Raw genomic sequence first — 26,971 nt, 5'->3', positions numbered from 1 at the left:
TCTTCCCCATCGGCAAATGGTATGATATTGTCCGAGATTACTATAATTCAAGGATGGATAAAATGCAGAAACTACTATATTTTGCTCTTATTTTCACATTACTATTATCCGGCTGCAGTTTAAAGGAAGCAAATGCGAGCAGTCTTCAAGAAAATCTGCCTGCAGCAAATTCAAAAATAACGATGAAAATGAGCAAGGTATCGCCACAGATTAAAAAAATTCCCGTTTTTGAGCCCCAAGCCACTATTGCCATTAGCCCGATTGCTTTTGATTCTACTCATGCAGTCCTTTCAACAATAGAAAGAAAGAGCGATGTTTCCGAAATCAATTACCAAATATGGCGAACTGCAGATGGTAAAGAAAGTATAAAGATGTTCCCATCCACTCAAAAAGAAAACGACTTTTCGTTCTTATTTGATATAAAAGAATTTTCTGGATCTCGGGGTGAGTATCAGGTTGAGGCATACGAGGTAAATGAAGATGGATCTCAAGTACTGCTTGCAAAATCAACTTTGACGTTTCAACAGCATGTGCCCATTCTGATGTATCATGCGATTGATGAATATAAAGGTGTGGGATTAAAGGATTTATTCGTTACCCCCGCTAATTTTGAAGCACAAATGAGCTATTTAAAAGATAAGGGCTACACTCTTCTCACATTTGAACGCTGGGATGAAGTCAATAAAGTAAATAAACCGATACTCGTCACTTTCGATGACGGCATGAAAAATAACCTAAATGCCTTTCGAATTCTTCAAGAATTGAAAGATGACCAGTTTCAGCCTGCAGCTACTGAATATGTCATCGCAGGCTCGATTGACAGCGGTCCCTACCGACTGTCAACTGAGGATATAAAAGAAATGATGAATTCAGGGATTTTCTCAATCCAATCCCACACAATGTCACATGCAGATCTGCCTGAAATAACGAATTATGAGCAAGAATTGGATGCATCAAAGGAAAAAATCGAGCAAATTACTGGTAAGCCTGTCATTGCGATTGCCTACCCATTTGGCCATTTCAATGATCAGGTCGTTGAGGAAACGAAAAAGTATTACAAATTTGCAACTACAACTAAGCCAGGACAATTTATCGAAAAAGGCGAATCCGATGAATTCCTGCGTATGCGCCGAGTGCGAATATCCAACTCCACAACCATCAATCAATTCGCCGCTATGGTTGAACCTAGGTAGTAACTTTGCAAAAGGTGACTGATTGAGTCACGGGTTCCGTTTCCTATCACAAACATTAAAAATGTAAGTTAAAATGAGTGCCAATTTGCAAATGAAATTGACACTCATTTTTTATTGGGGTAAAGCCATTTGTGACGAAATTACATAAAAATTTGTGGAAAATGCACCCCAAATTGTAGGGGTACAATGGCTGTTGTACCTCTACAATTTTACCCTCAATTTGTCTTACAAAAAATGCTACACAATTGTATATATAAGTTAAGATGAAGTCTTATCCTTAATTGAGTAACCAGTGATATTTAAAATAAGCGGAGATTTTCCGGTTAGTCCGCAGAATAGAGCTTGATTTGGGGTAAATAAGCGGAGGTTTTCCGATTAAGCAAAGCAAAATTACCCATTTCCACGTTTTTTGAGTCAATAGTCGGAATCTTTCCGTCTATTTAAGCTATTTTCAGTGCTATTTCCTAATTAAGAGAAATTTCTCCGCTTATTTATCAAACCATGCTGATTCCTCATCTGCGTCCGTGAGGGTCCACTCTTTTATGGTTGGCAGGAGAGGAAAAAAGTGGTTTTAAAAGCATAAAAAAATTAATTGTGACCATCCAAGGAGAAAAACTGTCTTCACGGGCACAATAAAGAATATTATTAAATTTTCCGGTCACCAACAGCCTCATTAGTGACCGCTTTCCATCTTTCCCCACCGTTTCGGGCACCAATAACATCTTTATTTTTCTTAATTCTTCTTTTCATAATTCTTCAGCCATTTTTTTTGCCTCACACTGCATACCACATAGAAAATGACTGAAATGCCCACGATGCCTGCAGAGATTTGCAAAATTAGCGGAGCATTCATATAGAGTCCGGAAAAGCCGCCTGCTATTCCTAGTACACCCAAGAAAAACGACTGCTTTTTTTGATTTTCAAAAATTGAAAAATAAAACTCCCTTTGCTGCTGCCTTTCTTTTTGCTCAAGGAGCCGTTTTGGCGTTTCTAGTAAATCAGTAATAGAATGAAAGATTTGAAAAACGGGCTGTGCTTGGACCCATTTCACTAGCAGCTTCCAATTATTTTGATTACCTTGTTTTAACCAATCGATAAACGCAGGTTTTGCAATCTCCAAAAATTCTTGATTCGGGTTAATGGTATAGAGCATCCCCTCAACGGTTACAAATGAACGTCCCAAGAAAACAAACCGTGTTGGCACTTGGATTGGCAGCGATTTAATCATCTCGTTAAGATCCCTTTTCACTTGAAAAAGATCCATTTCTTTCAGCTGGTTAAAATCAATGGAAAGGGCTTCTTTCAGTAGTGGTTCTATCGTTTTTGAGTTTGCATCTGGAAGAAAAAAGCCCAAATCCATCAATACTTTTACTGCCAAGGAATAATTTTTTGCAAATATTGCTTGGATTAAATCTTGAAAATTCATAGCATCCTTTTTAGAAATTTCACCCACCATCCCAAAATCAAGCAGGACAAGGGTACCATCCGACTTTATCATGACATTTCCTGCATGTGGGTCCGCATGAAAAACCCCTGCCTCTAACCATTGGGGAATGAATAATCGAAATAACCGCTGTGATAATTCCACCCTATCAATCGAAAAGCGATCTAAAAAATCTACCTCGGTAATTCTAACCGCTTCAACCCATTCCAACACCATCACCTTTGATGTACAAAGTTCAGGATACACCTTTGGGATATGAAGCTTGGGAAAGGCCTGGAACCGCTGCCGGAAATGAATAACGGTTTCCATTTCTTTCATAAAATCTACTTCTCTTTCAATCACCGTTTTTAACTCTTGGAACAACATTTTAAAATTGATAAACCCTTTAGGAACAGGGGCAAAGTGATCCGCAAACCAAATAATAATGGCCAATGAACGAAAATCAGTTCGGATAATTGACCGGATCTCTGGACGCTGCACCTTTACCGCCACTGTGGTTCCGTCCTTTAATTTGCCGCGGTAAACTTCTCCAATGGATGCGGAAGCCACTACTTTTGTGTCAATTGAAGCCAAAATGTCATCAATTGGCCCTCCCCATTCCCTTTCCAATACGAGGCTAATTTCTTCCCAAGGAGAGGCCGGTACTTGGTCAACTAAATCCTGAATTTGATTAATAAAACTAGCTGGAAGCAAATCGGCCCGAATACTTAAAAATTGCCCAACCTTGATTAATAATCCCTCTAACTCAAATAAAGTTTGACGAAATTCCTGTCCAATATTCCCCCAAAGCTTTTCCCGTTCCGATTGTGATTTTTTAAAGATTCGATACCAATACACTCGAATAAAAACAGAAAATGCAAAAGATAATATCCTCCACATCCGTAACCATTTATACTTCCCTTTCATCATTTAGCCCCCTGCAGGTTCCTCATTGAATAAATGGAAAAAATTATGAGAAATTAATTATAGACATACATTAATAAAAATTTTCAAAGCTGATTCGTTTTTGAGCCGAGCCGCCCTTTCAAACAAATAAGATTGCAATCATCAATTTGCAATCTTTTTTTAAGCACTACTTTCACAGTTTACGATTCATTATTGGAATTATCTAAAGTTACAAACCGATTAAATCGATTGTTAGAATGACAATAAGGACATCTAGCGGTAATCTCTACATCAACAATTTGTAGCTTATTATAATTGGCAAAACTCTTTTTAAGAATAACCACTTGATCGGTAACCACTTTTCCGTCATGTATTGACCGGAGATCTTCTATTTCCTCTCCACTAACGATTGCAGCATACTCAAATTCTTTACTGCAAAGGAGACAAGATTTTTTATCAGTAACAATCATAGTTATCGAATGAACCATCTGCAAACTCATTATCAAAACCTCCCATTCTATGGTCCTATATTTCGACAAATATGAAAGCGTTTCCTGCAAAAAAATTAAAACACAGTCACTTTTTTATAAATTAAATAGGTTTCCTAGACTTTCTAGGAAACCTGCTTTTCTTTCAGTTATTTTCCCCACCAATATCCCCAAAAACATGCCAGTAAATTGGAGACGTACATCATAGCACCGTATACAAAAAATTGGAGATTCTTTTTCCCTTCAATTAATTGAAGTAATTCATAATTAAAGGTAGAGAACGTTGTAAATGCTCCGAGAAAACCGATAGATAAGAAATTAATTTGACTATCTGAAAAATAATTAGCACCGTAAATGAATCCAATCGCCAAAGACCCGGAAACATTGATGATGTATGTACCTGTTGGTATTGAAAAAATCGTCCATTTGGAAAAAATATTACTAAGATAATAGCGAAAGATGGCCCCAAGAAATCCTCCTGCCCCGATAACCAGAAGTGTTTTAACCATATTGGTTACCCTTCCTCTACTTTCGTGGCAACTGATTGTCCTATATGAACAAAACAAAATCCGCCAATAATTGTAAGCGTAATGTAAAGAAGGCTTGTCCGGATTCCCCATTTCATAAATAACTCTAACGCTTTCAAGCTAAAAGAGGAAAAGGTAGTGAAGGAACCGACAAATCCTGTTACAAATCCAATCCGGATTATGGCAGAGAAACGAGTGTGTTTTAATGCTAAGAAAAAACCAATGATAAAACATCCTAAAAGATTAACAATCAGGATTCCTGAAGAAGGAGGAAGGACCGTACGAGAAACCAAAGAATCTAAAAGAAATCGTGTAATGGCACCAACCACTCCTCCAATGCCAACAGCAACATATACCATTTTCATCACTTCTTTTTAACCTAATATATTCTTTTAAAACAAAGAAATGCTTAGATGGTATAAAATATTGTAATGGATGACTTTTAATCATTATCACTATTAAACCACTCTTCTTCCCACTCATCCTCTTCATATTCACTGCACCATTTGTAATTTCTTTTCGCGAAAGTAAGAATGTAGTTTCTTAACATTTTATAGCGGATCAGTTTTTGATCCTGTGTCATTGCCCCGGCCCAGGCGTAGGTTTCGATCAGGTCAATATAATCCATGTAAATCCGATGATAAATTTGATCAAGACGTTTTTTTTGCGCTACCGTATAGCGAATATTTTTGGTGCAATCCAAATCTGAGTCAATATTCCCTTGATGCATTTTAAACGGTTCTAAGAACCCCTCATTATCTATTACCTCCCAATCTTGCAGGTTCTTTGTTGAGTCTTGCTTTTCTTTATTATCAAACTCTGCAAAGGAAGGTACGACGGCTGTTAAATAGCTAATGAAAAAAAATAGGATAAACCCACATTTTTTTACCATCCAATTTCTCCTTTAACACAATTTAGAAAGTTGCACATCAAATTTGACATGCAACTTTAAGAGAATTACTGTTAATCATCTAAATGGTCGTCATCCCCATGATGGCCGTCATCTTCGCCATGGCGGTCATCATCATCATGTCCGTCATCGTCCCCATGGCGGTCATCATCACCACGATGTGAACCTTCTTTCTCAACTTCTAAAACCTGACCAGTCTTTGCGTCAATTTCTACTTCATAAAAAGCCCCTGCATGTTTAATCTTTACTTCATATTGCTCTTTTCCATCGTCTACTTCTAATTTTACTGAGATAATTTCACCTTTTACCTTTTTTAAAGCGATTTCTCCTGCTTCCTTTTCGGTAATTCGATTCGCCTTTGCTTCTAATAACTGACTGGCGTTGACATGCCCAAGAGCAGTAAAGCTGATTGGGATTAGTAAAGTTAGTAACATGATTAATTTTTTCAAATCCTCACACTCCTTTATTTTTTTATTAGCTTGCGCAGGAGTGAAAAACTTATTCTTTTTTTTAAAAGAACTTGTAAAGAGAATTTGTCCAAAAAAAGCTGACAAGCTAGGGTAATGCCGTTGCCATTCCATGTCATGTTGCAAATAATACAGTAAGGCAATTATCTAAAGAGGGTGCGAGAATAATGGGATAAAAGGGTTTTTTGGTTCCTTGGACCAATATTTCCGAAAAATGAACGAAAGGCTCCAGCTTTGGAGGTTAAAAAAGCTGGTGAGGAAAGACCAGGGGTATATAAACTGGGGACTTGGGATTGATACTCCTTTTTTCTTTAGTTCAAAGTTTGCAATAGAAAATAAATCGATTACCATAACGGGGTCGCAAATTACACACAATCACTTATGGCCGATTAAGTATTCCATTGTAAAAATGAGTAACCTCGGAACGTCCATTCAATACTTTGACAGCGTCATTTTCTATGGCGACCATGCTGAAGGTGAGTTTGTTCACACTTTTTCTATTCCTAGCGATACGGGATATCAGCTGGAGGTTTTCAACTATTTTAAGTATCATTCAACTGGGAAGATCCGGATTATACAAACAGATGACTAAAGCAAGAATGCTCATACCACTTTATAGATATTTTGAAATCATAATCAATTTACCTATAACCATTGGACAACTTTTGCATACCATAAAAGGAGATTACAGAAAATAAGTCATTTTCTTAGGCAGAAAGAAAACAGGGATTGCCAGATGCAATCCCTATTCGGCTTAAATTTAAATAAACGAGTTGGTCATTTAATAAAAACAGCCACCACCGATAAAGCTTGCACCGATGATTATTAGCAAAATGAATAAAACTACAACTAAGGCAAAGCCACCACCAAAGCCTGCTGCACCATCCATTTAATCCACCTCCTAGTTGATTCTGAATATCTTATGTAAAAGAATCTTCTTTGTGTGGGTGTGGATATATTTTTGGGTAGAAAAAATGGCAAAATGGCATTATGCTAAGTAAGCATCGCGGACTTCTTCATTTTTAATCAAATCATGGCCCTTTCCATGCAGACGAATTTCTCCCGTTTGAATCACATAGCCCCTATCGGCAATTTGCAATGCTTGATACGCATTCTGCTCCACAAGTAAGATGGTTATCCCTTCTTGGTTCAGTTCCTTTATGATTTCAAAAATTTGTTCAACAATAATAGGCGCGAGTCCCATCGAAGGCTCATCAAGCATTAATAAATCAGGCTTCATCATGAGTGCTCTTCCGATGGCAAGCATTTGCTGCTCGCCGCCACTCATCGTACCGCCCTTTTGTTCAAGCCTGCTTTTTAGTTTAGGAAAATTGTGAAAAACCTTTTCCATTCTCTCATGAATGACCTGTTTATTTTTCACAGAAAATGCGCCAATGAGCAGGTTTTCCTTGACGGTAAGCTTTGGGAAAATCCTTCTGCCTTCAGGAACATGTGCAATGCCCAAAAGCGTCACCTCATGTGCCGGTTTGTTTGAAATTTCTTGTCCATTATAAACAATATTCCCCGTTTTTACTTTCACAAGACCGCTTATTGATTTTAAAGTGGTCGATTTGCCAGCCCCATTACTGCCAATTAGCGTGACAATTTCCCCCTTATCCACTGCCACGTCGATAGATTTTAACGCCTGAATTCCACCATAAAAGGTTTCAACATTGTTTAATTGGAGCATCAATCCGCCCCTCCTATCCTGCCTGAACAGCACCCGATCCTAGGTATGCTTCAATCACATTTGGATTATTGCGAATGTCTTCGGGCTTTCCTTCGGCAATTTTTTCTCCGTGATCCAATACAACAATATGTTCAGAGATTTCCATCACAAGCTTCATATCATGTTCAATTAAAATAATAGTAAGATTGTACTCCTGCCTCATTTTCTTAATCAACAGCGTAAGCTCGTTTGTTTCTTTTGGATTCATACCTGCCGCCGGCTCGTCTAATAATAAGACCTTTGGTTTTGCGGCAAGAGCTCTTGCAATTTCCAGCCTTCGCTGCGCCCCGTAGCTTAAATTACATGCTTTTTCATTTAAAAGCGGGGCCAGTCCCACATATTCTAATAATTGGTACGCTTTCACTTCGGAAGCTTTCTCTTCCCTCCGAATGGCTGGAAGATTAAATAAAATACCGATAAGACCTGCTTTTATATGGGTATGCATGCCAACAAGCACATTTTCAAGTACGGACATTTCACTAAACAAGCGGATATTTTGAAAGGTTCTTGCGATTCCTTTTTTGGAAACTTCATGGGGTTTTAAACCGTTCAATTTTTCATTATTAAGCAAAATCGTCCCTGAGGTTGGCTGATACACCCCTGTAATCATATTAAAAAATGTTGTTTTTCCAGCCCCATTCGGTCCGATAACGGCTGTTATTGAGTTTTTTTCCACTGTCATCGATACATCTTGATTGGCTGTAATCCCGCCAAATTTCTTCGTTAGATTTTGAACTTCTAAAATAGACATGCAACTAAACCTCCTGAGCTTTCTCGATTTGCGAATGTTCAGGCATAACTTCCAGATTCCCCTCATTTTCCTTCGCGCTTCCTTCTTGTAATTCCTTTTCATTATAGACATGGTTTTTTGCGGGCAAGAGTCCTTTGGGTCGATATAAAGCAAACAGGATTAGGAGCAGGCCGAAAATAAGCCGCTGCATTTTAGAAGGCGATAGCGCGTCTGGAATGGAAAAAGCCCCCGTCGAATTTAGTTGATTCAACCAATTGGTCACTTCTGTTAACACCTGAAGATTGAGGATGGTCATCACCGCAGCACCGAGAATGACGCCTGGTACACTGCCCATGCCGCCCAAGATGACCATGACCAAAATCGTAATCGACTCTAAGAGCGTAAAGCTGGTCGGATCGACAAAGGCTTGTTTTGCAGCAAAAACGACACCCATCATCCCTGAAAAGGAAGCGCCAATCGCAAATGCCATTAGTTTTGTCCGGACTAATGGTACTCCCATTGCTTGAGCTGCTATTTCATTTTCCCTGACCGCTTTCCACGAACGGCCGATTTTTGAATGCTCAAAACGGCGTACCGTAAAAATAGTAAATAATAAGATCACAAGGACAATGTAATAAAATTGGCTTGGATATAGAAAATCAATGCCAAACAATCGGGGTGGAGTAACCGAGGGAATCCCCATGGCACCATTCGTAATATTAACCGGCCGGTCCAGATTATTAAAAATAATTCTTATGATCTCGCCAAAACCTAAGGTAACGATCGCTAAATAATCGCCTTTCACCCGGAGGACAGGGATGCCAAGGAGTATTCCAAATAAAGCAGCGACAAAGCAGCCGATTAAAATAAACAGCCAAAAGCTTTCACCTGAAAGCGGAAACGTTCCAAAAGGCATAAAATTGGATGCTTGGACTGTAGAAAAAATACCATAAGTGTACGCACCAACGGCGAAGAAGGCGATAAATCCTAAGTCCAAAAGACCTGCCATTCCCACTACAATATTTAACCCCAGAGCCATAGAAATATAGATTCCAACAAGTGTCGCCACTTCCATATAGGATTGATAGGCGTCTCCATTACTTGCGGTAAAGGGAAGTAAAAACACTAGCACGATTCCCGCAATGAACCACTTTGTGAGATTCTTGAAATTTGTAAAATATAATAGTAGCAGCGACGATAATAGCAGAAGGAACGCCGTGACTGATTTTTGTGCCATAAATAGACTTAGTGATGTGATGCCAATGTATATGAGGAGAAGGATACCCTGCGCAAGTTTATTTTGTTTATATTTTTTCCATAGAGATTTCACTCTTCTCACCTACACTTTCTCAGTGACCGGTTTGCCTAATAAGCCCTCCGGTTTAAAAAGTAATACAATAATCAAGATAGCAAAGGCAAAGACATCTTTGTATTCGGCGCCAAATACGCCGCCTGATAACAGGGTTAAATTAGCAGAAGCAAACATTTCCAATAACCCCAGCAGTAAACCGCCGAGCATGGCTCCGCGAATATTTCCAATCCCGCCTAATACAGCCGCCGTAAAGGCTTTTAATCCAAGGATAAAGCCAATATAAGGATCGATTGTTCCATATTGGACAGCAAAGAGGACCCCCGTTGCTCCGCCAAGTGCCGAACCGATAAAAAAGGTGATGGAGATAACTTTGTTTACATTTACTGTCATTAAGGAAGCGGTCTCGCGATCTTGCGCAACGGCTCGCATCGCCATGCCCCATTTTGTTCGATTGACAAATAAATCTAGACCAATCATCATAATAACCGCCGTAACTAGCACAATCACAAAAGATGTTTTAATCGATGCATCGTTAAAAATGGCGCTTATCGATGAAGCTTTAATCGAAAGTTGATCTTTAAAAAGATTTGGCCCTGTTACGATATAGTTCCCCTTTTGTAATTCGGCAATGAATCTCACAATATCTTGTAATAAAAATGAAATACCAATAGCTGTGATGAGTGGGATTAGCCGTGGGGCATTTCGTAATGGCCGGTAAGCTATTCTCTCAATCCCCATCCCTAAAAGGCCTGTCAGGATAGCGGTTATCAAGAGGACAGTGATCAGCATAACAATAGCCGGCACCGCTGAAACCCATCCCATTCCCGTTAATATGATCAAGATAGCGGTGCCGATAAAAGCACCTGACATGAAGATTTCACCATGAGCAAAGTTAATTAATTCCAATATCCCATAAACCATTGTGTACCCTAACGCAATAACTGCATACACGGCACCTAAAGTAAGCCCGTCTATCACCACCTGCGGGATTGTTTGGAGTATTTCGTTCAGCATAAATTACCTCCTTGTCCACAATGTTTAGAAAAAAAGGGTATACTCAACCATTAAATGAGCCATACCCCTTCCAACCCCAGCATTCTTATTTACTAACCTCGTCCACGTATTCTGCTGGATATTTTGCTTCTTTAAAACTATAAATAAATACCTTAGCGTAATCATTGTCGCCGATATCGTCAAAGCTGACTTTTGTCAACACACCTTGGTAGTCTTTCACTCCGCGGACGGCATCTCGTACCTGCTCACGGGTTGGCTTTTTATTGTTATTGGCTTTAATCGCATCTTCAATCCCCTTTAAAACCACACCCATCGTATCGTAGCCATAAACCGAATAAGACTCTGTATCTTTCTTATATTTTGCCTTATACGTTTCGATAAATTTTTTCCCTTCTTCTATTTTTGTTGAATCACCTGCAAGAGAAGTAATATACGTATTTTTAATCGTATCTCCGGCAATTTCAACTAGTGTAGAAGCATCCATTCCATCCCCGCCTAAAAACGGGACATTAATGCCTTTTTCACGTGCTTGTTTGATTAATAATCCGCCCTCAGCATAGATTCCACCGAAGAAGACTAAATCAGGTTTCTTCGACACCACTTGGTTAAGAACACCATTAAAATCTTTTTCTCCGACGGTAATTCCTTCAAACCCAAGAATTTCGGCTCCTTTTTCTTCAGCAGCTTTCTTGAATGCTTCTGCAAGACCGGTACCGTAGGCTGTTTTATCTTGAACGATAAAAATCTTCTTTGCCTTTAATGTATTAACGGCAAATTCAGCTCCTGCAGGACCTTGAAAATCATCACGAGCCACTATCCGATTGACGGTCTTTAATCCCCTTGAGGTGACTTCTACCGCTGAGTTTGCCGGTGAAACCATCGGTATCGCATATTTTTCATACACTTCTGAAGAAGGAATTGCGACACCAGAGTTAAAGTGACCGACCACTGCCATGATTGATTTATCTGCGCCTATTAATTGAGCATTGGCTACGCCTTTTTTCGGATCGCCTTGATCATCATAAGGGACAAGCTGTAAGGTAAAGCCTAAGTCTTTAAACTTTTCCTTTTCCTCTTCTAATTTAAGCTGCGCTCCTAACTTGATCGCTTCCCCAATTGTTGCACTCCCACCTGAAAGCGGTGTTTGAGTAGCAATTTTAATAACATTTGAAGCTTTTGTATCGCCACCGGAACTACCACAGCCAGCCAAAATCATCCCTGCCGCCAAGCTTCCTGTTAACAATAATGCTAAAGATTTTTTCAATTTCATGTTGACCCTCCCTATTTTTCTTTTAGGCTCTGTTAAAGGTGAATGTTGATTTCCGTTCCAGGCGCTTCGCTTTCCGCGGGGCGGGCGGTGAGCCTCCTCGGCGCTAAAGCGCCTGCGGGGTCTCACCTGTCCCGCTGCTCCCGCAGGAGTCTCGCGCCTTCCACTCCAATCAACATTGTGTTCAGTATCAACAATGTGCTTTAACACAGCCTTCTTTTAAACAAGCCCCCTTACATATATATTTAGCAGAACCAGGAAGTAGGACTATATATTGTTTTATTATTCCGAAAATTCACTAGGCTTCTTCAATTCCCTCTATTTGTTCAATTACTGGGCATGAGGACAATATATCTTTGAATATTTATGATTAAAGTAATTAAGAGGAATAACAACCTTTCCGGGAATCAAATTAAATAGTTCAAGAGGTGGGGAAAACTAAATGAATTCTACTATTTTCGAATTGAACGCTGAAGAGCGAGATTCTTATCTTACTGCCATTGATGCTGCATTGAAGAAAGGAATGGCTGCTAAAGAAGTTGTCTGTTCGATTACCACGGGTTTTCGATCGATTCCATCTATCCGAACAGCCCCAGGACTTAACCCCTACCACGCTACCGTAGCGGACATTGGCTACGGCTTCGATGCCGTGAGAGGAACAATCAAGCGGCTTCGACAGGGGGAATCTATTTCTCTTGCGAAGGAAATGCTTGTGTTTGACCTTGATACACTGCGGATTAGCGAAAAACAAATACGCCCTAATTTTGAATTAGTTGAAAACTGGGCACAGCCTGATACTTCTTATTTAATTGAACTAAGCAAAGAGTTAAACGGGCAAATCGCTGAAATGATTAACGAAGCCATACGGCTTGGTCAGGCCATGCTTGGACCTGAATGGGAAATCATCCGTACAAGAATCCAGAATATCCAAGCAATCCCCCGGCTTTAGAATGGGCTAACTAAGGGAGGAAATCAATATGCCTAGTTCGCAATCTATGATAATGAGTGCAGATGAGCAAGACCGTTTGATGGAATGGTGGAACAAAACAGAGGAAGCAAAAATAGTGATCCAGCGTTTAGTCTCATTAATAACTGAACTGCGGGTGCATCCGGAGTCCAGTCATGCAGATGGAATGGTGCTTTTTTACCGGGCAGCTTCCGAGATTTCTTATGGTTATGCTGGGATGAGGGGATGTATCCGTCGCTCGTTTACCAGTGAATATTCTGAGCCGCTCAGGAAGAATATCGTCATGTGTCACAATTTCGCCCATAAATATTCCGTTGATGCGAAAATCCTTCTTGAACGTGTCGCCAAGCACATCACCGGACCGAAAGCACTACAAATAATAAATCGTATCCGCGATGCGTTAATAGAAAATGACGCCATGTTAAATGAAATAGCAAAAAAAGCGAATGCGTTCTTTGGAAAGGAAACCTTCCAGTCCATTCAAACAAAAGTAAACCAATCGATTACTTTACCTTCAATGGGCTAACAAGAAATACCTTCTAGCATTTAGGGGAACAAGAAGCACCCCTTGGTACCCTAGTTTATTGATAAAGTCAAAAAAAACTCTGATTTTTTATAGTCAGAGTTTTTTTCGTTTTTATATGAGTGTTTTAACTACTATTATTCATGAAACTCGTGCCCAGCACTGGTATAATCTTTTATCGAAATAATAGTTTATAAACCTTTTTACTCAAACCCGTCCAAATCGAACTGTAAATGCATGAAAATAAAAGGATGACAGCTGCAATTTTAAAATCAAAGGTATGGGAGACTGAAGGTCCCAGAACTGGAAATTGAAGACCGTATAATAAAATCATAATCCCCACCGTTAATCCAATCCCTCCAACAAATGAAATCATCACCCAATGGTTCCTCCATTTAAAAGCTGCTCCCAGTGTAATTCCCAATAATCCGGTCGTAAACGGAAAAACAAATAGCTCACTCGGCTGTAAAATCGCCAACAATAAAATCGTAATGACATAGGACATTATGCCAATTCTTAACGAAATCATTGCTGAAAGGACAATCGGAAGTGTAGCCAAGATACTAAACGCATAGCCAAATCCAACAAAAACTCCGGCTGACTGAAGAACAGCAGCAATTGCCGCTAAAACAGAGCCTAATACTAATTTCCTTGTATTCGTATATTGAACAGCCGCTGCCTTTTGGCTATTTACGTACGATTGATTGTGTTCTAAACGTTCTTTCATCCAATACACCTCCTATAATAGGAAATGCAATGGGCAAGCAGTATATGATAATTTTTTCCAGATCAAACATAAGTGTTTAAAATGATCGTTTGCTACTTTTTTCTAAATCAAACTGTTTGCGACACCTCTTCTTCCCTGTTGTGTGTAACAAGGGATTCAAGGAAATATGCCTTTTCAAAGCCGTCTCGGGTAGCCTCACCAAGGGAGCTATAACCTACTGCATCTCCTAATACAAACACATTTTCCATCTGTTCCCTTAATGGTTCCTCTAATGGGTTATACGCCCCTATACCCATAGCAACAACGATATATTCTGCTTCTAATTCTGAGTGTTTCCCAGAAACTAAGTCCTCCACGATAATACTGTTCGGAAGGACTCTTTCCAATTTGTGGTCCGTCACAATGCCCACATTTACTTGTTTAAGCTTCTCTAGAAGTCTTAACCTCGTATCAGCTCCAATTCTTTTGCTTGCTTCTGTTGGAATTTCTACAAATGTGACATCATTACCAGCTTCTGCAAGGCGACGAGTAGTTCCATGACAGATCATACCACTTCCTACAACTGTAACTTTACTATTAGTAAATACTTTTTCCTGTAATTTTACGTCTTCATAAGTATATACATGACCTAAATCATTGCCCTCCACCTGTGGGAGCATTGGTCTTCCGCCTGTTGCCAATAAAACAGCATATGGATTGAATGATGTTATCTCTTCAACAGTAGCCTCTGTATTCATACGGACATCAATATTTAAACGTTTCATTTCATTGCTGAGGTAATCAATATGCCATGTCATTTTCTTTCGATAAATTGGGTCAGTTACAAGGTGCAATTGACCGCCAAGCTTATTATTCTTTTCAAATAGAGTTACGTCATATCCTTTTAATGAGAGAATTCGTGCCGCTTCCATTCCACCTGGACCACCGCCAACGATCACAACATGGCGGTTTTCATCAGGAGGAAGGTGCTGCAGTTCCTTAAACTCTAGTTCTCGCCCTGCTCTAGCATTGATAGAACATAGAACGTGGGAGTTACCCATAGCTGAATGTATACAATGGAGACAGTTAATACATTTTCTAATTTCAGCATCGCGTCCTTCCATGGTTTTGTTCACCCACTCAGGATCAGCGATTAATCCCCTTCCAATGGCCACAAAGTCTGCTCTTCCCTCAGATAAAATATTTTCTACAAATTGCGGTTCACGAATTGATCCAACCGTGATAACTGGAATATTTACTTCTTTTTTTATCTCCTCTGCTAGATAGACTCTCCAACCTTGTTCAAATAACGGGGATTCAATTATTTTGTCCATAGAGTCATAGGTTCCACAACTAATATGCAGTCCATCTACTCCTAGTTTTTCTAAGTATCGAGAAATATCCTTCCCTAACTCTAAATCTATTCCTCCTTCGATAAATTCATCCACACTGAGACGAACGGTAACAGGGTAATCCTTACCGCAATTTTCTTTAATACCAATAATGATTTCCTCGAGAAATCTCATTCGATTTTCAAAGCTTCCCCCGTATTCATCAGTACGTAAATTTGCCTCAGGGCTTAAGAACTGGTTAATTAAATAACCATGGGCACCGTGAACTTCAACGCCATCAATGCCAGCCTGCTTACATCTGATGGCGGTCTGAACAAATTTATTTACTAGCTCTTTTACTTCTGCTGTTGTTAATTCCCGTGGTTCTTCACCTACTGCAGCACAGGCAACGTTACTAGGTGCAACGATTTGTTTGCCATTAATTAACGAAGAGTTTGACTGTCTGCCTGCATGATGGATTTGGACAAAAACCTTCGCCCCATAATTATGTACCACATTGGCTACACGATGTATGCCTGGGATGAAGCGATCATCGTCAAGCCTTAATTGCCTAATAAATCCTTTCCCGTATTCATAATCGATACAAGTAAATTCAACAATAATTAACCCAGTCCCACCCTTTGCCCTTTCTTCATAATACGCAATTAGATGATTCGTGACTTCCCCTTCAGGACCAGCTAGATTCGTTCCCATTGGGGGCATGACAACTCTGTTTTTCAAAGTTAGATTGCCTATTTTTCCTTCTTTGAATAAGTTTGGGTATTCCATTTAATAACCTCCTTTTTATATTTATTTGTGAAAAATTTCACAAATAATACTGAAAAATTTATCTCATATTTATTTTAATGGTAGTGGACAGAAGTTTTTGTACCTTCATTTGAAAGTTTAGTGACAAAAGTATGGAAAATTTACGAAAAAAATGTGGGGAAGGGCGGTCCGAATATAAATGTCTATATTTAAAAAAAGAGCCAGAATATACAAGGAGTGTATATAAGCTTGTATTTTTCAAGCTCTCAAAAATAACCTATATTTTGTTAAAACATCCATTCAAGAAAAGCATACCTTTTAGCAAAAAGCTACACTTTTTGTGTACAGTAATTCGAATATGCTAATCATTTAATCCCTTTCCATTGAGAATTTGCTGCATATATTTTTCAACCCTTGACTCTCGCGTTTTGGATTGTTTGGGACTAGAAAAATAAAGAATATATGCTCTTTGCCGTCCCGGTGTCAATGCTTCAAATGCAGTTTTCAAGGCAGGGATATCATCGAATTTATTTTGTAATTCTTCAGGAATTACGTATTCTGTCGTCTTCTTAAAATTCACTTCCAAACCGGCTTTTTCAACTTCAATGGCTTCATAAATATAGTCTTTCAAGATGGTTTCCATTTCAACTATTTCTTGAAGACTGGTGAACCGAATCTGGCGCGCTGCCTGTACATTCTCCGTTTGTTGGATTAGAATGCCATGGGTATCCTTTAATAAGGCACCTTTGTTAAACAGAAGTGCACAATATTCTTTAAATCCGTGGATTAACACAATGTTTTTTTTCTCAAACATGTAACAAGGATGCATCCACTTAAATTCTTCGGTCAGCTCACAGTCAAGAACGATATTTCTCAACTTCTCATATTCTTCCTTCCACTTTTTAGACTTACTTAAAAATTCATCCACCTTAGGATTCAATTTGCTATTTGTCATCAAGGAACACCCTCTTCAATTTTTTATCAGCTGACAGTCAAGAATATACATCTCAATTTCTCACATTCTTTTTGTCACTTTAATTGCTTTACTTAAATATACATCATTAATATCTTTCGTTGTATTTATCCTTTTTGGCTTGCCTTCTTCCAGACTATTTTTTGCATGATAAAGGCAATTAATCCAATAATCGCGGCTACTAATAAACTTACAAATAGACCCATGCGAATACTCTTTTCCATCAATGTTCCGCTTACCGCAGCAATAATAAGAACTAATCCTAAAAAAGCTAGCATTTTTCCCCCTAGTTTAATTTCTAAAATACGGAGCGCAGAAATGATAATAAAGGACCAGTTGAAGAGAATTAAAATCCCTGCTGCAGTCGTAATGTATTCATAAATCTTACCCGGCAGCAGCAAAGCAGTGACAATGGAGGCAATTAATCCAATTGTCGCCAGTCCTAAAGATGGGAGTGGGAGTTCTTTAAACTTTTTTAGCTTTTTAGAAAACAAGGATGGCGCATCACCACCTTCTGCTAGAGTCACAAGCAGTGTAGTTACCCCAAACAAGGAAGCGGTCATGGTTGAAAATCCGGCCAAAATAATAGCCGCATTAAATACATGCGGAAAAAAAGCAAAATGATATTTATCTAATGCTGTGACAAAAGGGCTTTCCTTTTCAGTAAATGCCCCATGTGCAGCCATATAGACTGCAAGCCCTATTGAAAGCACATAAATGATGACTAATACAATCAACATGATAATTCCAGCTTTAGGCGCATCCTTTTTCTTTTTTAGCCTCATAGCCATGAGGCCAATGACTTCAATTCCTCCATACGCATAAAATGCATAGATTAAAGATGACCAAAACCCTCTGTAGCCTTCTGGAAATAGTTCTTTTGTTGAACGGGGAAAACCAGGGTGTTTCACATCACCATGGATCCAGCCAAATACGGCAGCACCAGCGATAATAATAAACATGACGATAGCCGCTGTTTTAATGATCGCTAATACATTTTCCACTTTATCAAACCCTTTATTGCCTGTTATAACAACAATAATGGATAGAATCGCATACCCCATCGCAAAGAGCCAGAGTGGAACATTCGGAAACCAAAATCTTGATAGGATCGAAAGCGCAGTCAGCTGGCTGCCCATAATCAGGATATTTGAGCACCAATAATTCCAGCCGCAGCTAAATCCGGCCCACCGTCCGTATGCTTTGTTTGCATAGTAGCAGAACGAACCATCTTGAGGATCCTCTGCAGTCATTTTTGCTAATAAATTATAAACAACGTACGTCCCTAAGGCAGCTAAAATAAATGAAAAGACAATAGAGGGACCGGTTACCTTTATACCAATCGTCGACCCAAGAAAAAAACCTGTTCCAATCGTACAGCCAATCCCGATTAATGACAACTGCCACCAACTTAAATTTGCTCCCTCCTCCCCCTTACTCTTACCGCCAGCTCTTGGGATAAAAAAATCCATGTAATAACTCCCCTTATGTAGTAATCCTGTAAAAAACAAACTTTTCAACTTGCTCATATGCTTTCACTTTAGGGTTCCAAAGAAGGACTGATTCTTAAGTTTTTTTGCAATACTGCAAAAGGTTTCTGTGTTTTCCCAGATAAATAATTATTCACTTAAGTTATTATTAACTTTCATAGTAATAGGATTCCTTGAAAAAAAAACCAAAGGGCAGAAAAACGCTAATGCTCAATGAGCAATTTCCCGTTTCTATATCTTAAAAAGTGCTAGAGAATAAATCCCGTTTTATAAGGAAAATTTATTTTTTTGGACATGAGTCTATATTTTTCTCATAAAATGTACAAGTTCGTTAATCAATTGGCGTGGAGTGATCTTTTTTGAGCATAAGCATATTGATTAGTTACTTAATTTTAGGATTTACATTAGCCGCTCCAATTGGACCCGTTAATTCTGCCCGTTTGGATAAAGGGATTAAAAATGGCTTCTGGCACTCGTGGATTGTTGGGACAGGAGCCCTGTTTGCAGATGGAATTTTTATGTTGTTAGTTTATTTAGGTATGGTTCAATTTCTAGATATTCCTATGATCCAAATCTTTCTCTGGCTATTTGGGGGATTTGTTCTCATTTATTCAGGAATAGAGAGTATTAAAAATTCAAATAACATTACCTTGAATTACAGCAGAAAAAAGGAGTCTTTATTTAAGTGCTTTCTCACAGGGTTTATCGTATCTATTACAAACCCTTTAACGATTTTATTTTGGTTAGGGATCTATGGCTCGATCTTAGCTAAAACAATCCAAACGAACGGTACTGAAATGCTCTTGTTGTATAGTAGTATGATCTTTCTTGGTCTTATCTTTTGGGATTTATTTGTTGCAACACTTATTTCGGGGTTTCGAAACCTTTTAAACCTTAAGAGTTTAATCGCTATTTCTATTGTTTCTGGTGTTTCATTAATCGTGTTTGGTATATATTTTGGATATCAAGGGATTTATGCACTTTGGAGTTAATCTTGTAAACGAACTGGAATGATAAATTATCGATGGTAGGAAAGACATAAAATTTAATTTAAAACAAAACGAAACCTATCAAGTTAATATTTTGTAAAAAGGGAAGCTAAAGCAGGTTGCGGGCTTCCCTTTTCTTTCGGTCAATATTTCCGTCAGGTTATTGACAATTGACTCCGTCAATTTCTCATCATCAAAAAAAATATTTAGCCAATCTGCAAAAAAATTTTTTTTGACCCTGTCCTTTTATCCTATTTTTCAATAAATATCAGTTGACAAAACTTTTAGGGGATGGTTAGATGTCTGGCTGGGTAAAATTGACGAAGCAATTTACGAATGATGAATTATGGTTTAACGTTACAGCTTTCCGGCTTTATGTGTGGATCTTACTGAAGGCAGCATACGCAGATGGAATTGTTTTGAATGGAATGAAGTTAAAAAAAGGTCAGTATGTAAGAGCTTATTCCCAGTTAGGCGAGGATTTGATGTACATAGAAGGACGAGCCAAAAAAGCACTCGATAAGAGTACAGTAAAGCGTGCTGTCGACAAACTTGTGAAAAAAGGGCTGCTAATGGCTGAAGAAACATCTTTGGGAACCCTCTTTACGGTGGTAAATTCTGATGACTTTAAGTGTTTGGACGGAACTGGTGATTTTTTTTGCCCTCCGTTTCGCGAAACGGATGTGGAACACCCGGAGAACGATAACAAAACTGAGCTGGAACAAAATAAAAGAAATCAAGAATTTAAGAATGTAATAAATAATGATCAACATCCTCATCCAGAAAACGGGAAGAACCGCTCGCATGAACGGCAAGAAAAAACCGAAAATCAAAAATGCCCGGTCTCGTCAGATAACAATGCCGAGGAAAGGGAAAAACGGATCGAACGGGTTGCCAATCGATTTATCACCTTACGAAATAATGGAGTCTTTTTGAATCGAAAAGATGAATTAGCAATTGAAAGAATCTGTGAGCTTCATTTGAAAATCGAGCAGCTGGAATCTTTGTTAGAGGAAGTTTTCTGTGAGCATCGCAGGAGGAATCCGAATGGGAAAATAAACAGTGCATTGTATTGCGAAAAGGTCATTAAGACAATACTAGATGCGGAGAAAAACAGTAAACAGCCCAAAAAAACAAAGAAAGAATCCATGACTGATCGGGTTGAGCGGCTGATTCAGAAAGGGAAAATTATCTTACAGGAGGAATCGCAATGACCAAGGAAGAAGTAGTTAAACTTTTAATACTTATTGAATCGGTTTATCCCAACTGCATATTTAAGGACGAGACGGTCCAGCAATGGTTCCAATTCTGTTCTGAAATGGATTATGAAAAGGTAATGGCGAAGGTAAAAAACCACATTCGAAAAAGTCCTTTTCCACCTGCGATTGCTGATATTGCTGTATTTCCTTTTGAAGAAAATGATTTTCCAGAAATGCTGCAGGAATGGATGAAGAAAGGACGGGAGAGAATTGAACGCGAACGCAAACCTGAGCAACGAAATTCATTACCTGAATGGCTTGCCGAATATTCAGCAAGAAAATCTTTTTGAAGCGGAAGGCATCCTATTAGGCGCGGTCTTTCTCGCTCCTGAACTGATTCATGAAATCACCTTAGAGTCATGCCATTTTTCACAGAAACGAAATCAGCTCCTGTTTCAAGCGATGAAGGAACTGCAAAATGAAAATAAGCCCATTGATATTATTTTAATGGCTGAAAAATTAGCAGGCAACAGCGAAAATATCGGTATCAGTTATATGAATAACATTATCAGCCGCTGTCCCAAAGCAGACAACTATGAACACTATCAAACCATTATACTGAACGAATATAAACTAAGAATGCTCACGAGGTCTGGGTTCCAGTTTCTAAACGAGCCAACATTAGAACGGGCCGAGCATTTTTATAAAACCTATACGGATTTACAAGATTTTGGGAAAGTGAACCCTAAATCAAAACGGGATATCTTATACGATGTGTTTGAAGAGATGGTCGAGGATCAAGGGGAAATTTCAGGGACGGATACTGGTTTTTCCCTACTCAATAGCATGCTAAATGGACTGCAGAATGGAGATTTGATTATTATCGCCGCACGACCATCAGTTGGAAAAACGGCCCTGGCTCTAAACCTGGCGGAAAACTGCTGCAAGGAAGGCGGAGCCGTTGATTTCTTTTCGTTAGAAATGCCCGCAAAACAGTTAATCAAACGGATGCTTAGTGATATTTCCTATGTGGAAGGCTCCAAATGGAAAAATTCTTACCGTTATTTCAGCGAGAATGACTATGAACGAGCAGTAAATGCGGTCGGAAATTTGGATAATTGGGATTTACATATCCACGATGAGCCGCGGCAAACAGTTGCCGACATTCGCGCAGCAATCCAGAAGACGAAGCGGGAGCACGCAAATGGCGGTCACCTGGTGGTAATCGATTATTTACAACTCATTACCCAAACGAAGCAGTTTGAACGCCAAGATTTGGCGGTTGGCAGTATAACAAGAGAGTTAAAGCAGATTGCGAGACATTATGAGGTGCCGATTGTCTTGTTGTCCCAATTGTCCAGAGGTGTGGAGCAGCAGGCGGACAAACGTCCGGTGATGTCGGATTTGCGGGATTCTGGAAGCATTGAGCAGGATGCCGATGTAATCATGCTATTAAGCCGGGATGAGTTTGAACAGGTAAGCCCGGATAAGTGCGAGCTGATTAACCTGAATATTGCCAAGCATCGGAACGGTCCAGTGGGGGTTATCAAGCTGGCGTTTGAAAAGAACTATAGCCGCTTTCGGGATTATTTGGTGTAGGCAATTATATATATGGAATAAAATAAGATTTGATTTGGCGGGACTGCGTGGGAATCGAACCCACCAGACCTGGCACGCAGGTCTCAAGCAGTTTTGAAGTTTACTACCTGTTTTTCTAGTATCTTGATGTACCCTCAAGTACTGATAAATCAAGCTTTTTTTATTCCTAGTGTTTTCATGTGATTTGTAATTTTAAAAATTCGGCACCAAGCATGGCACCTGCACCTAAAAATTGGACGTGACTTTTTCCTCTAAATAATACTTCTTTTACCAGATAATTCACTTTAGATGAGGATTACTCACGTTTTTATAGGGGCAATTTTGCCTCGTTTATTAGTGAAATGGACGTGAAAGCGTTTAGTTTAAAAGATGCTTTAGAGCGGTTAATTTGGGCCGGAATGCCGTTTTTAATTTCCTGCCTTCCCGATAAGCATGCTTATTTCCAAGGAGAACAGTCAAAGAGCCGAAATTCGATTAAAAAAATCAGAATTTACGGCTCTTTGTTCTCCGTACCGGAGGGTGCGTTTGTTTTTTATATTTCGGGCTTCCGAAAATAAAGTAGGGAAACCCTTCTCGAGGCTTCCCTACTTTATTCCTTGATATTTACACCGTTAATTCGTTGGTGAGTTGTATGCTAAATTTGTGTGTTATTTCTATCGCTATTTGTTTTATTCTCCCCCGTAACTGAACCCGCTACTTTAAGTGTCAAGGCTTTAATTTTTTACCTGTCTACTTAGTGGGGAGCACTTCAATTCCATAATGGAGAGAATTTCTTATTTTCGGACTCTATTTCCACTGATTGATTAAATAATCAGCATGTGCTTGTAATACATTAAAGGCTTTTTCGGAAATAAAGTTGTTTGAATAATGGTTGTCCAGCAGTACCTTGAAACCATTCATATGTTTATGGGCTTTTTCCCTTAATCCTTTTTCTTCGTAAAGGCTTAAGGCGGACAGATGCATTGACAAGGATTTGGCAGCGTCGTAATTTGTAATGTCCCCATCATTCTGGAAGTTTTCTACAAGCTTCTTCATGTTTGCCGCACTTATTTCAACCTTTACTTCGACATTTTGTTCCTTCTCGGCTTTGCCTTTAACATCGACGGAAATCCAGCGAAACGTCGTGTTTTCATAAACCTTGATCGTTTCACCAGGTTCACGGATATTTGGAGCCTCATAGGTCGGTGAATCGACTGTTGGAGTGCTTCCGTCTGTCGTATAGTGAATGCTGGCCGGTTTGCTTTGCGAGAATGTAATATTTACTGAACCATCAGGCTGTTTGTTCTGTATGATTCCTGTAGTGGCCGGCTCGTTATCACGACCGTACTCCATCGCAAGTTCAAACATTGTGATGACACCGCTGGCATACTCCTGGTATTGAAGATTTCCTTCCGCCCATGTCGGCTGGAATCCGCCTGGAGCCAGCCATCTTTGAGCATTTGGATCCCATTGTTCGCCGCCTACCTCCCATCCGAACGCATAGATGCCATAATTGTTGTACAATTCTTCGCGAACATTGCCTGCGGAGGAATAGAGGACATCCGAAGAGCCTCCAATGTTAGCCGGCTGAACAACAGAGTCACGCAAGCTTTTAACATTGGACAGGATTTTCTCAGCCATTTGCCAGTAGTACTGTTCATCACGAAGTGGAGGGCGCGGCGTTGTAATACGGCCATTCGCTTTGTAAGAGCCAGGCTGCCAGAACAATTGGCCTCCGTAGCTGTGAACAGTCATAAAAAATTTAATGTTTGAATAATTTTCAGCCAGCCAGACAACATTCTTGGCTTCCGGCTCAGATAATTTACCAGGTCCAGCGTACGTATCGGATGTACATACAGTTGAACCGCCGTCATACCCATCGTAAACAGAACCGACTGAATAATTACGGTTGAGGTCGACTCCCCAGTTATTCCGGCGCCCTGGGTCGGCATTCTCAGGTCCGCAGTGGTTCGTCATATTCCGTCGCTGCATGTTCGAGTCAAAGAAGGTATAGTGGGCACCGTCCGGGTTATTGGATGGAATGATGAAAATGTCTACGTTGTCGACGATCTCTTTTGTCTTTTCATCAGTTTTATAGTTTGCCAGCAACCTTTCGGCTGATTCTAGTGCTACCAGAGGGGTTACCCATTCCCGCGCATGATCTTGAGCCTGAATCAAAACAGCTGGCTTTGATCCATCTCTTTGCTTGCCTATGCGAAGGGCTTTAATTGTATAAGGCTCACGGGAAATTTCCCCCGGGGCTTTCAAGAAGTCGGACAGCTTAGTTGCCGCAAACTCTTTCACAATACCACTGCCATTACCGTTCCGGTACAAATTTGCGGTTACTAATGAGATGGCTACCGGGTTATCATTAATCGCAGCTACAACTTCTTTTGCCGTCGCTGCAAGTTTGCTTGGGTCGTTTTTGTCGGAAGCCAGATGTACAGTGATTTCGTTCCCGTTGACCGACACAGAAGTTTTATCAGCATTTGATTGGCGCTTCAGCGCTACGGTAATGTCATTGCCGCCTTCATGACCGTATTTTTTCGAAGATACATAGAATGTACTATTGAGATCTCCGCTCGCCCCGCTTGTTCCATTGCCAAATTGTGCCTGCGAGTGACGGCGGTAGCCATTTGTTTGGTTTGGCAGTTCAATAATTTCAGTAACTTCCGGATGTTCCGCCGCTAACTGTTCAATCCGTTTATACAGCTGTGTCGGATTTTGGTATCCATCAGCAAAGCCGCTCTTGTATCCGGGGCGGTCAATATCAGCTTCACTGGGGTAGAGCCAGTCTTTCACTCCTGCGCTGCTTTCGGTGCCGAGCGAGCTCGTAACCTTTATTGTGTCCGGCCTAGGTCCGTCCACTTTGGCAAGCACCCGATGGTACATATAAACACCGGAGTCTCTATAAAGTTCCATCTTTTGGGACTTGTCACCCCAATGCAGCGTCAGAACGGCTCCGTCCTCGGCTGTCGTTTTTGCTTCAACTGACAAGAATCCCTGTCCTTTAGTGGTAAACCAGTCAACCCTTCCAATCGTAACTTTATCTTTGGCGGGTTTCGCCGCCAATAAACGCTGTGCTTTTTGGGGAGATTCCCGCTTTGGATTATCGGCTATCATGACGCCATATCCAGGCAGCGCCTTAAGCTGTTCTTTTGTCAGTAAAGCATCCACCTCAATGCCGTCGGGGACACGCTTTACACCACCGGCAAGGTCAAAGCCCTTGTTCTGCAGGGTATCCAGGACATCGCTGCCAGGCACTAAAATTCTGACTAATTCCCCAACTTCCAGTGCAGGGACCGCAGCGGGTTTAGGTTCATCGTTATTGTTACCAGCCAAAGCGTGAGTCACGATAGAAAATAGCAGAATCATTGATAATAAGGTTACCAGTGTTCTTTTCATTCATTTCACTCCCAAAAAATATTTAGACGCCCTTGATATTTTTCCTAAAATGATTCTTATGACTTAAGCCTCGATCCGTGATTTAGATTTTTAAGCTAGTAGAATTACACTGCTGTCCCTATGTTTTTAGCGAGAAAAATCTTCAGCATTTTTGCCTTCTGTGATGATTTTCTTATGCACTTTTTATTTATCAATAATTATTGGTTTAAAGTATTAGAAATCGATATATTCATATAAATTATGTGCGGAGAAGTGGATCAATTTGATTGTAATGAGGCGGGACAGTTCACCAACTGTCCCAGCCATTCTGCTGTTTTTATTTCCTATGAGTCCCATAAACTCGCTAAAATCAAGGAAATAGATATGAACCAACCAAACCATACCCCAATTCATGTTTGATAAGGAAATGTCTAAATCCAATTAAGTAAGCTGCACTAACGCACCTTTTTTAATCTTATAGGTCTCTGCCATCGCCCTGTGTGGCATTAAAAGTCCAAGTTAGTTTGAGCTTATCCCCCTGGAATTGATTTTGATTTCTCCCATTATCCAGGAAATTGAACTTCACTACCAAATCATGTTCATCGCCCGCAGCAAGGACGCCACCATCAAGAGCTTCATTAAATATCTTTTCTGACACCGCTTTAGGACTCATACCCTTTAGCTGGTCTAATGTTGTTGTGTAAATAACTTCATTAAATTGGTCCATATTGTACAGAAATTCCACTTCAATATACTTGGCGAAATCCTCCGTGTTATCCCCTTGGGCATCAACCACGGAATACGCGGTATCCAACGTCACGTTCTTGATATCCAGCGTCCCGTTATTATGCAATTCAAAGACACGAGTCATCGAGTCTCCAGGCGCAATGTTGTCGATATTGATGATTGTTGTCGGTTGAGCCGACAAGTCGAGCGTGCCCGCCGCAAACGTATTGTCAGTAGCTGCACTGGAACTAAAATACGCGTAAGTTCCTCCCCCAATTAAGGATAACCCCATTAGTGCCGACATAGCTCCCATAGCAAATTTCTTTTTAAATCCCATGTTTACTCCTCCTTAAGCTTTTTCCCCTTTTATT

At 39.8% G+C, this 26,971-nt stretch carries 26 protein-coding genes; 8 read left to right on the top strand and 18 right to left on the bottom strand.

The annotated features are described in order from the left end of the window. Positions 1-62 precede the first annotated feature (62 nt). A complete protein-coding gene (locus ACFVSW_RS23730) occupies positions 63-1,193 on the top strand; it encodes a polysaccharide deacetylase family protein (RefSeq protein WP_387319084.1) in 1,131 nt (376 codons plus the stop codon). A 733-nt stretch (positions 1,194-1,926) separates the two neighbouring features. On the opposite strand, the gene ACFVSW_RS23725 is transcribed toward ACFVSW_RS23730, so the two are convergent. The 6 genes from ACFVSW_RS23725 to ACFVSW_RS23700 form a co-directional block, all read right to left on the bottom strand. Next, the gene (locus ACFVSW_RS23725; protein ID WP_387319083.1) at positions 1,927-3,543 is read right to left on the bottom strand and encodes an ABC1 kinase family protein; all 1,617 of its coding nucleotides are present in this window, start codon (positions 3,541-3,543) and stop codon (positions 1,927-1,929) included. A gap of 179 nt (positions 3,544-3,722) precedes the next feature. Further along, the gene (locus tag ACFVSW_RS23720; protein ID WP_387319082.1) at positions 3,723-4,022 is read right to left on the bottom strand and encodes a hypothetical protein; all 300 of its coding nucleotides are present in this window, start codon (positions 4,020-4,022) and stop codon (positions 3,723-3,725) included. Between the two features lie 137 nt (positions 4,023-4,159). Beyond that, complete coding sequence (locus ACFVSW_RS23715) at positions 4,160-4,519, bottom strand: fluoride efflux transporter FluC (RefSeq protein ID WP_387319081.1); 360 nt, start codon at positions 4,517-4,519, stop codon at positions 4,160-4,162. Positions 4,520-4,524: 5 nt separating this feature from the next. Beyond that, on the bottom strand, positions 4,525-4,902 hold the full coding sequence (locus ACFVSW_RS23710; RefSeq protein ID WP_387319119.1) for a fluoride efflux transporter FluC: 378 nt from the start codon (positions 4,900-4,902) through the stop codon (positions 4,525-4,527). A gap of 77 nt (positions 4,903-4,979) precedes the next feature. Next, complete coding sequence (locus ACFVSW_RS23705; protein WP_387319080.1) at positions 4,980-5,429, bottom strand: DUF2680 domain-containing protein; 450 nt, start codon at positions 5,427-5,429, stop codon at positions 4,980-4,982. A gap of 71 nt (positions 5,430-5,500) precedes the next feature. Beyond that, on the bottom strand, positions 5,501-5,896 hold the full coding sequence (locus tag ACFVSW_RS23700) for a PepSY domain-containing protein (RefSeq protein WP_387319079.1): 396 nt from the start codon (positions 5,894-5,896) through the stop codon (positions 5,501-5,503). A gap of 271 nt (positions 5,897-6,167) precedes the next feature. On the opposite strand from ACFVSW_RS23700, the gene ACFVSW_RS23695 reads away from it, so the two are divergent. Next, positions 6,168-6,506, top strand: a complete 339-nt coding sequence (locus tag ACFVSW_RS23695) for a hypothetical protein (protein ID WP_387319078.1) — start codon at positions 6,168-6,170, stop codon at positions 6,504-6,506. Between the two features lie 189 nt (positions 6,507-6,695). Here the strand turns inward: ACFVSW_RS23695 and ACFVSW_RS23690 are convergent, their stop codons facing one another. The 6 genes from ACFVSW_RS23690 to ACFVSW_RS23665 all read right to left on the bottom strand — a co-directional run bounded on the left by ACFVSW_RS23690 (position 6,696) and on the right by ACFVSW_RS23665 (position 11,969). Beyond that, positions 6,696-6,803: a YjcZ family sporulation protein gene (locus ACFVSW_RS23690; protein ID WP_082804931.1), complete on the bottom strand. Its 108-nt coding sequence runs from the start codon at positions 6,801-6,803 to the stop codon at positions 6,696-6,698. A 99-nt stretch (positions 6,804-6,902) separates the two neighbouring features. Continuing rightward, entirely contained in the window at positions 6,903-7,604 is a 702-nt protein-coding gene (locus ACFVSW_RS23685; RefSeq protein WP_387319077.1) for an ABC transporter ATP-binding protein, read from the bottom strand. Between the two features lie 13 nt (positions 7,605-7,617). Beyond that, positions 7,618-8,394 carry an ABC transporter ATP-binding protein gene (locus ACFVSW_RS23680; RefSeq protein WP_387319076.1) on the bottom strand — a complete coding sequence of 259 codons (777 nt, stop codon included), beginning with the start codon at positions 8,392-8,394 and terminating at the stop codon, positions 7,618-7,620. Positions 8,395-8,398: 4 nt separating this feature from the next. Then, positions 8,399-9,703, bottom strand: a complete 1,305-nt coding sequence (locus ACFVSW_RS23675) for a branched-chain amino acid ABC transporter permease (RefSeq protein WP_387319075.1) — start codon at positions 9,701-9,703, stop codon at positions 8,399-8,401. Between the two features lie 9 nt (positions 9,704-9,712). Then, on the bottom strand, positions 9,713-10,699 hold the full coding sequence (locus ACFVSW_RS23670; protein WP_387319074.1) for a branched-chain amino acid ABC transporter permease: 987 nt from the start codon (positions 10,697-10,699) through the stop codon (positions 9,713-9,715). A gap of 85 nt (positions 10,700-10,784) precedes the next feature. Further along, a complete protein-coding gene (locus tag ACFVSW_RS23665) occupies positions 10,785-11,969 on the bottom strand; it encodes a branched-chain amino acid ABC transporter substrate-binding protein (RefSeq protein ID WP_387319073.1) in 1,185 nt (394 codons plus the stop codon). Between the two features lie 439 nt (positions 11,970-12,408). Between ACFVSW_RS23665 and ACFVSW_RS23660 the strand changes: the two genes are divergently transcribed. Together ACFVSW_RS23660 and ACFVSW_RS23655 are read left to right on the top strand one after the other, a co-directional pair. Continuing rightward, the gene (locus tag ACFVSW_RS23660) at positions 12,409-12,915 is read left to right on the top strand and encodes a hypothetical protein (protein ID WP_387319072.1); all 507 of its coding nucleotides are present in this window, start codon (positions 12,409-12,411) and stop codon (positions 12,913-12,915) included. Between the two features lie 28 nt (positions 12,916-12,943). Continuing rightward, on the top strand, positions 12,944-13,459 hold the full coding sequence (locus ACFVSW_RS23655) for a hypothetical protein (protein ID WP_387319071.1): 516 nt from the start codon (positions 12,944-12,946) through the stop codon (positions 13,457-13,459). A 172-nt stretch (positions 13,460-13,631) separates the two neighbouring features. On the opposite strand, the gene ACFVSW_RS23650 is transcribed toward ACFVSW_RS23655, so the two are convergent. The 4 genes from ACFVSW_RS23650 to ACFVSW_RS23635 all read right to left on the bottom strand — a co-directional run bounded on the left by ACFVSW_RS23650 (position 13,632) and on the right by ACFVSW_RS23635 (position 18,706). Then, positions 13,632-14,183 (bottom strand): YybS family protein, encoded by a 552-nt coding sequence (locus ACFVSW_RS23650; RefSeq protein WP_387319070.1) that lies wholly within the window; start codon positions 14,181-14,183, stop codon positions 13,632-13,634. Positions 14,184-14,290: 107 nt separating this feature from the next. Beyond that, complete coding sequence (locus ACFVSW_RS23645; RefSeq protein WP_387319069.1) at positions 14,291-16,282, bottom strand: oxidoreductase; 1,992 nt, start codon at positions 16,280-16,282, stop codon at positions 14,291-14,293. A gap of 340 nt (positions 16,283-16,622) precedes the next feature. Then, positions 16,623-17,216 (bottom strand): YdeI/OmpD-associated family protein, encoded by a 594-nt coding sequence (locus ACFVSW_RS23640; RefSeq protein WP_387319068.1) that lies wholly within the window; start codon positions 17,214-17,216, stop codon positions 16,623-16,625. A 125-nt stretch (positions 17,217-17,341) separates the two neighbouring features. Further along, a complete protein-coding gene (locus ACFVSW_RS23635) occupies positions 17,342-18,706 on the bottom strand; it encodes an amino acid permease (protein ID WP_387319067.1) in 1,365 nt (454 codons plus the stop codon). A 377-nt stretch (positions 18,707-19,083) separates the two neighbouring features. On the opposite strand from ACFVSW_RS23635, the gene ACFVSW_RS23630 reads away from it, so the two are divergent. From ACFVSW_RS23630 to ACFVSW_RS23615, 4 genes are all read left to right on the top strand, one after another. Further along, positions 19,084-19,716, top strand: a complete 633-nt coding sequence (locus ACFVSW_RS23630) for a LysE family transporter (RefSeq protein ID WP_387319066.1) — start codon at positions 19,084-19,086, stop codon at positions 19,714-19,716. 296 nt (positions 19,717-20,012) lie between these two features. Next, on the top strand, positions 20,013-20,927 hold the full coding sequence (locus tag ACFVSW_RS23625; protein ID WP_387319065.1) for a hypothetical protein: 915 nt from the start codon (positions 20,013-20,015) through the stop codon (positions 20,925-20,927). Beyond that, complete coding sequence (locus tag ACFVSW_RS23620; protein ID WP_387319064.1) at positions 20,924-21,262, top strand: replicative helicase loader/inhibitor; 339 nt, start codon at positions 20,924-20,926, stop codon at positions 21,260-21,262. Before ACFVSW_RS23625 ends, ACFVSW_RS23620 begins: the two co-directional genes overlap by 4 nt. After that, positions 21,183-22,511, top strand: coding sequence for a replicative DNA helicase (locus ACFVSW_RS23615; protein ID WP_387319063.1), 1,329 nt, complete (start codon positions 21,183-21,185; stop codon positions 22,509-22,511). The genes ACFVSW_RS23620 and ACFVSW_RS23615 overlap by 80 nt, the downstream gene beginning before the upstream one ends. Before the next feature lie 786 nt (positions 22,512-23,297). On the opposite strand, the gene ACFVSW_RS23610 is transcribed toward ACFVSW_RS23615, so the two are convergent. After that, positions 23,298-25,895 carry a M14 family metallopeptidase gene (locus ACFVSW_RS23610; protein WP_387319062.1) on the bottom strand — a complete coding sequence of 866 codons (2,598 nt, stop codon included), beginning with the start codon at positions 25,893-25,895 and terminating at the stop codon, positions 23,298-23,300. A gap of 454 nt (positions 25,896-26,349) precedes the next feature. Then, positions 26,350-26,937, bottom strand: a complete 588-nt coding sequence (locus tag ACFVSW_RS23605) for a TasA family protein (protein WP_387319061.1) — start codon at positions 26,935-26,937, stop codon at positions 26,350-26,352. Positions 26,938-26,971 lie beyond the last annotated feature (34 nt).

This window comes from Neobacillus sp. NPDC058068, from assembly GCF_042885335.1.
Classification (GTDB): domain Bacteria; phylum Bacillota; class Bacilli; order Bacillales; family Cytobacillaceae; genus Neobacillus.
The sequence above is the reverse complement of the archived record's forward strand: the minus strand, read 5'-3'. Positions and strand labels throughout refer to the sequence as shown.

Coding starts and splice junctions, on each gene's coding strand:
- ACFVSW_RS23710 (WP_387319119.1), bottom strand. CDS start 4,902: ATGAAAATGGTATATGTTGCTGTTGGCATTGGAGGAGTGGTTGGTGCC.
- ACFVSW_RS23705 (WP_387319080.1), bottom strand. CDS start 5,429: ATGGTAAAAAAATGTGGGTTTATCCTATTTTTTTTCATTAGCTATTTA.
- ACFVSW_RS23685 (WP_387319077.1), bottom strand. CDS start 7,604: ATGCTCCAATTAAACAATGTTGAAACCTTTTATGGTGGAATTCAGGCG.
- ACFVSW_RS23620 (WP_387319064.1), top strand. CDS start 20,924: ATGACCAAGGAAGAAGTAGTTAAACTTTTAATACTTATTGAATCGGTT.
- ACFVSW_RS23645 (WP_387319069.1), bottom strand. CDS start 16,282: ATGGAATACCCAAACTTATTCAAAGAAGGAAAAATAGGCAATCTAACT.
- ACFVSW_RS23690 (WP_082804931.1), bottom strand. CDS start 6,803: ATGGATGGTGCAGCAGGCTTTGGTGGTGGCTTTGCCTTAGTTGTAGTT.
- ACFVSW_RS23605 (WP_387319061.1), bottom strand. CDS start 26,937: ATGGGATTTAAAAAGAAATTTGCTATGGGAGCTATGTCGGCACTAATG.
- ACFVSW_RS23625 (WP_387319065.1), top strand. CDS start 20,013: ATGTCTGGCTGGGTAAAATTGACGAAGCAATTTACGAATGATGAATTA.
- ACFVSW_RS23655 (WP_387319071.1), top strand. CDS start 12,944: ATGCCTAGTTCGCAATCTATGATAATGAGTGCAGATGAGCAAGACCGT.
- ACFVSW_RS23660 (WP_387319072.1), top strand. CDS start 12,409: ATGAATTCTACTATTTTCGAATTGAACGCTGAAGAGCGAGATTCTTAT.
- ACFVSW_RS23640 (WP_387319068.1), bottom strand. CDS start 17,216: ATGACAAATAGCAAATTGAATCCTAAGGTGGATGAATTTTTAAGTAAG.
- ACFVSW_RS23610 (WP_387319062.1), bottom strand. CDS start 25,895: ATGAAAAGAACACTGGTAACCTTATTATCAATGATTCTGCTATTTTCT.
- ACFVSW_RS23635 (WP_387319067.1), bottom strand. CDS start 18,706: ATGGATTTTTTTATCCCAAGAGCTGGCGGTAAGAGTAAGGGGGAGGAG.
- ACFVSW_RS23720 (WP_387319082.1), bottom strand. CDS start 4,022: ATGAGTTTGCAGATGGTTCATTCGATAACTATGATTGTTACTGATAAA.
- ACFVSW_RS23715 (WP_387319081.1), bottom strand. CDS start 4,519: ATGGTTAAAACACTTCTGGTTATCGGGGCAGGAGGATTTCTTGGGGCC.
- ACFVSW_RS23670 (WP_387319074.1), bottom strand. CDS start 10,699: ATGCTGAACGAAATACTCCAAACAATCCCGCAGGTGGTGATAGACGGG.
- ACFVSW_RS23650 (WP_387319070.1), bottom strand. CDS start 14,183: ATGAAAGAACGTTTAGAACACAATCAATCGTACGTAAATAGCCAAAAG.
- ACFVSW_RS23730 (WP_387319084.1), top strand. CDS start 63: ATGCAGAAACTACTATATTTTGCTCTTATTTTCACATTACTATTATCC.
- ACFVSW_RS23665 (WP_387319073.1), bottom strand. CDS start 11,969: ATGAAATTGAAAAAATCTTTAGCATTATTGTTAACAGGAAGCTTGGCG.
- ACFVSW_RS23725 (WP_387319083.1), bottom strand. CDS start 3,543: ATGAAAGGGAAGTATAAATGGTTACGGATGTGGAGGATATTATCTTTT.
- ACFVSW_RS23680 (WP_387319076.1), bottom strand. CDS start 8,394: ATGTCTATTTTAGAAGTTCAAAATCTAACGAAGAAATTTGGCGGGATT.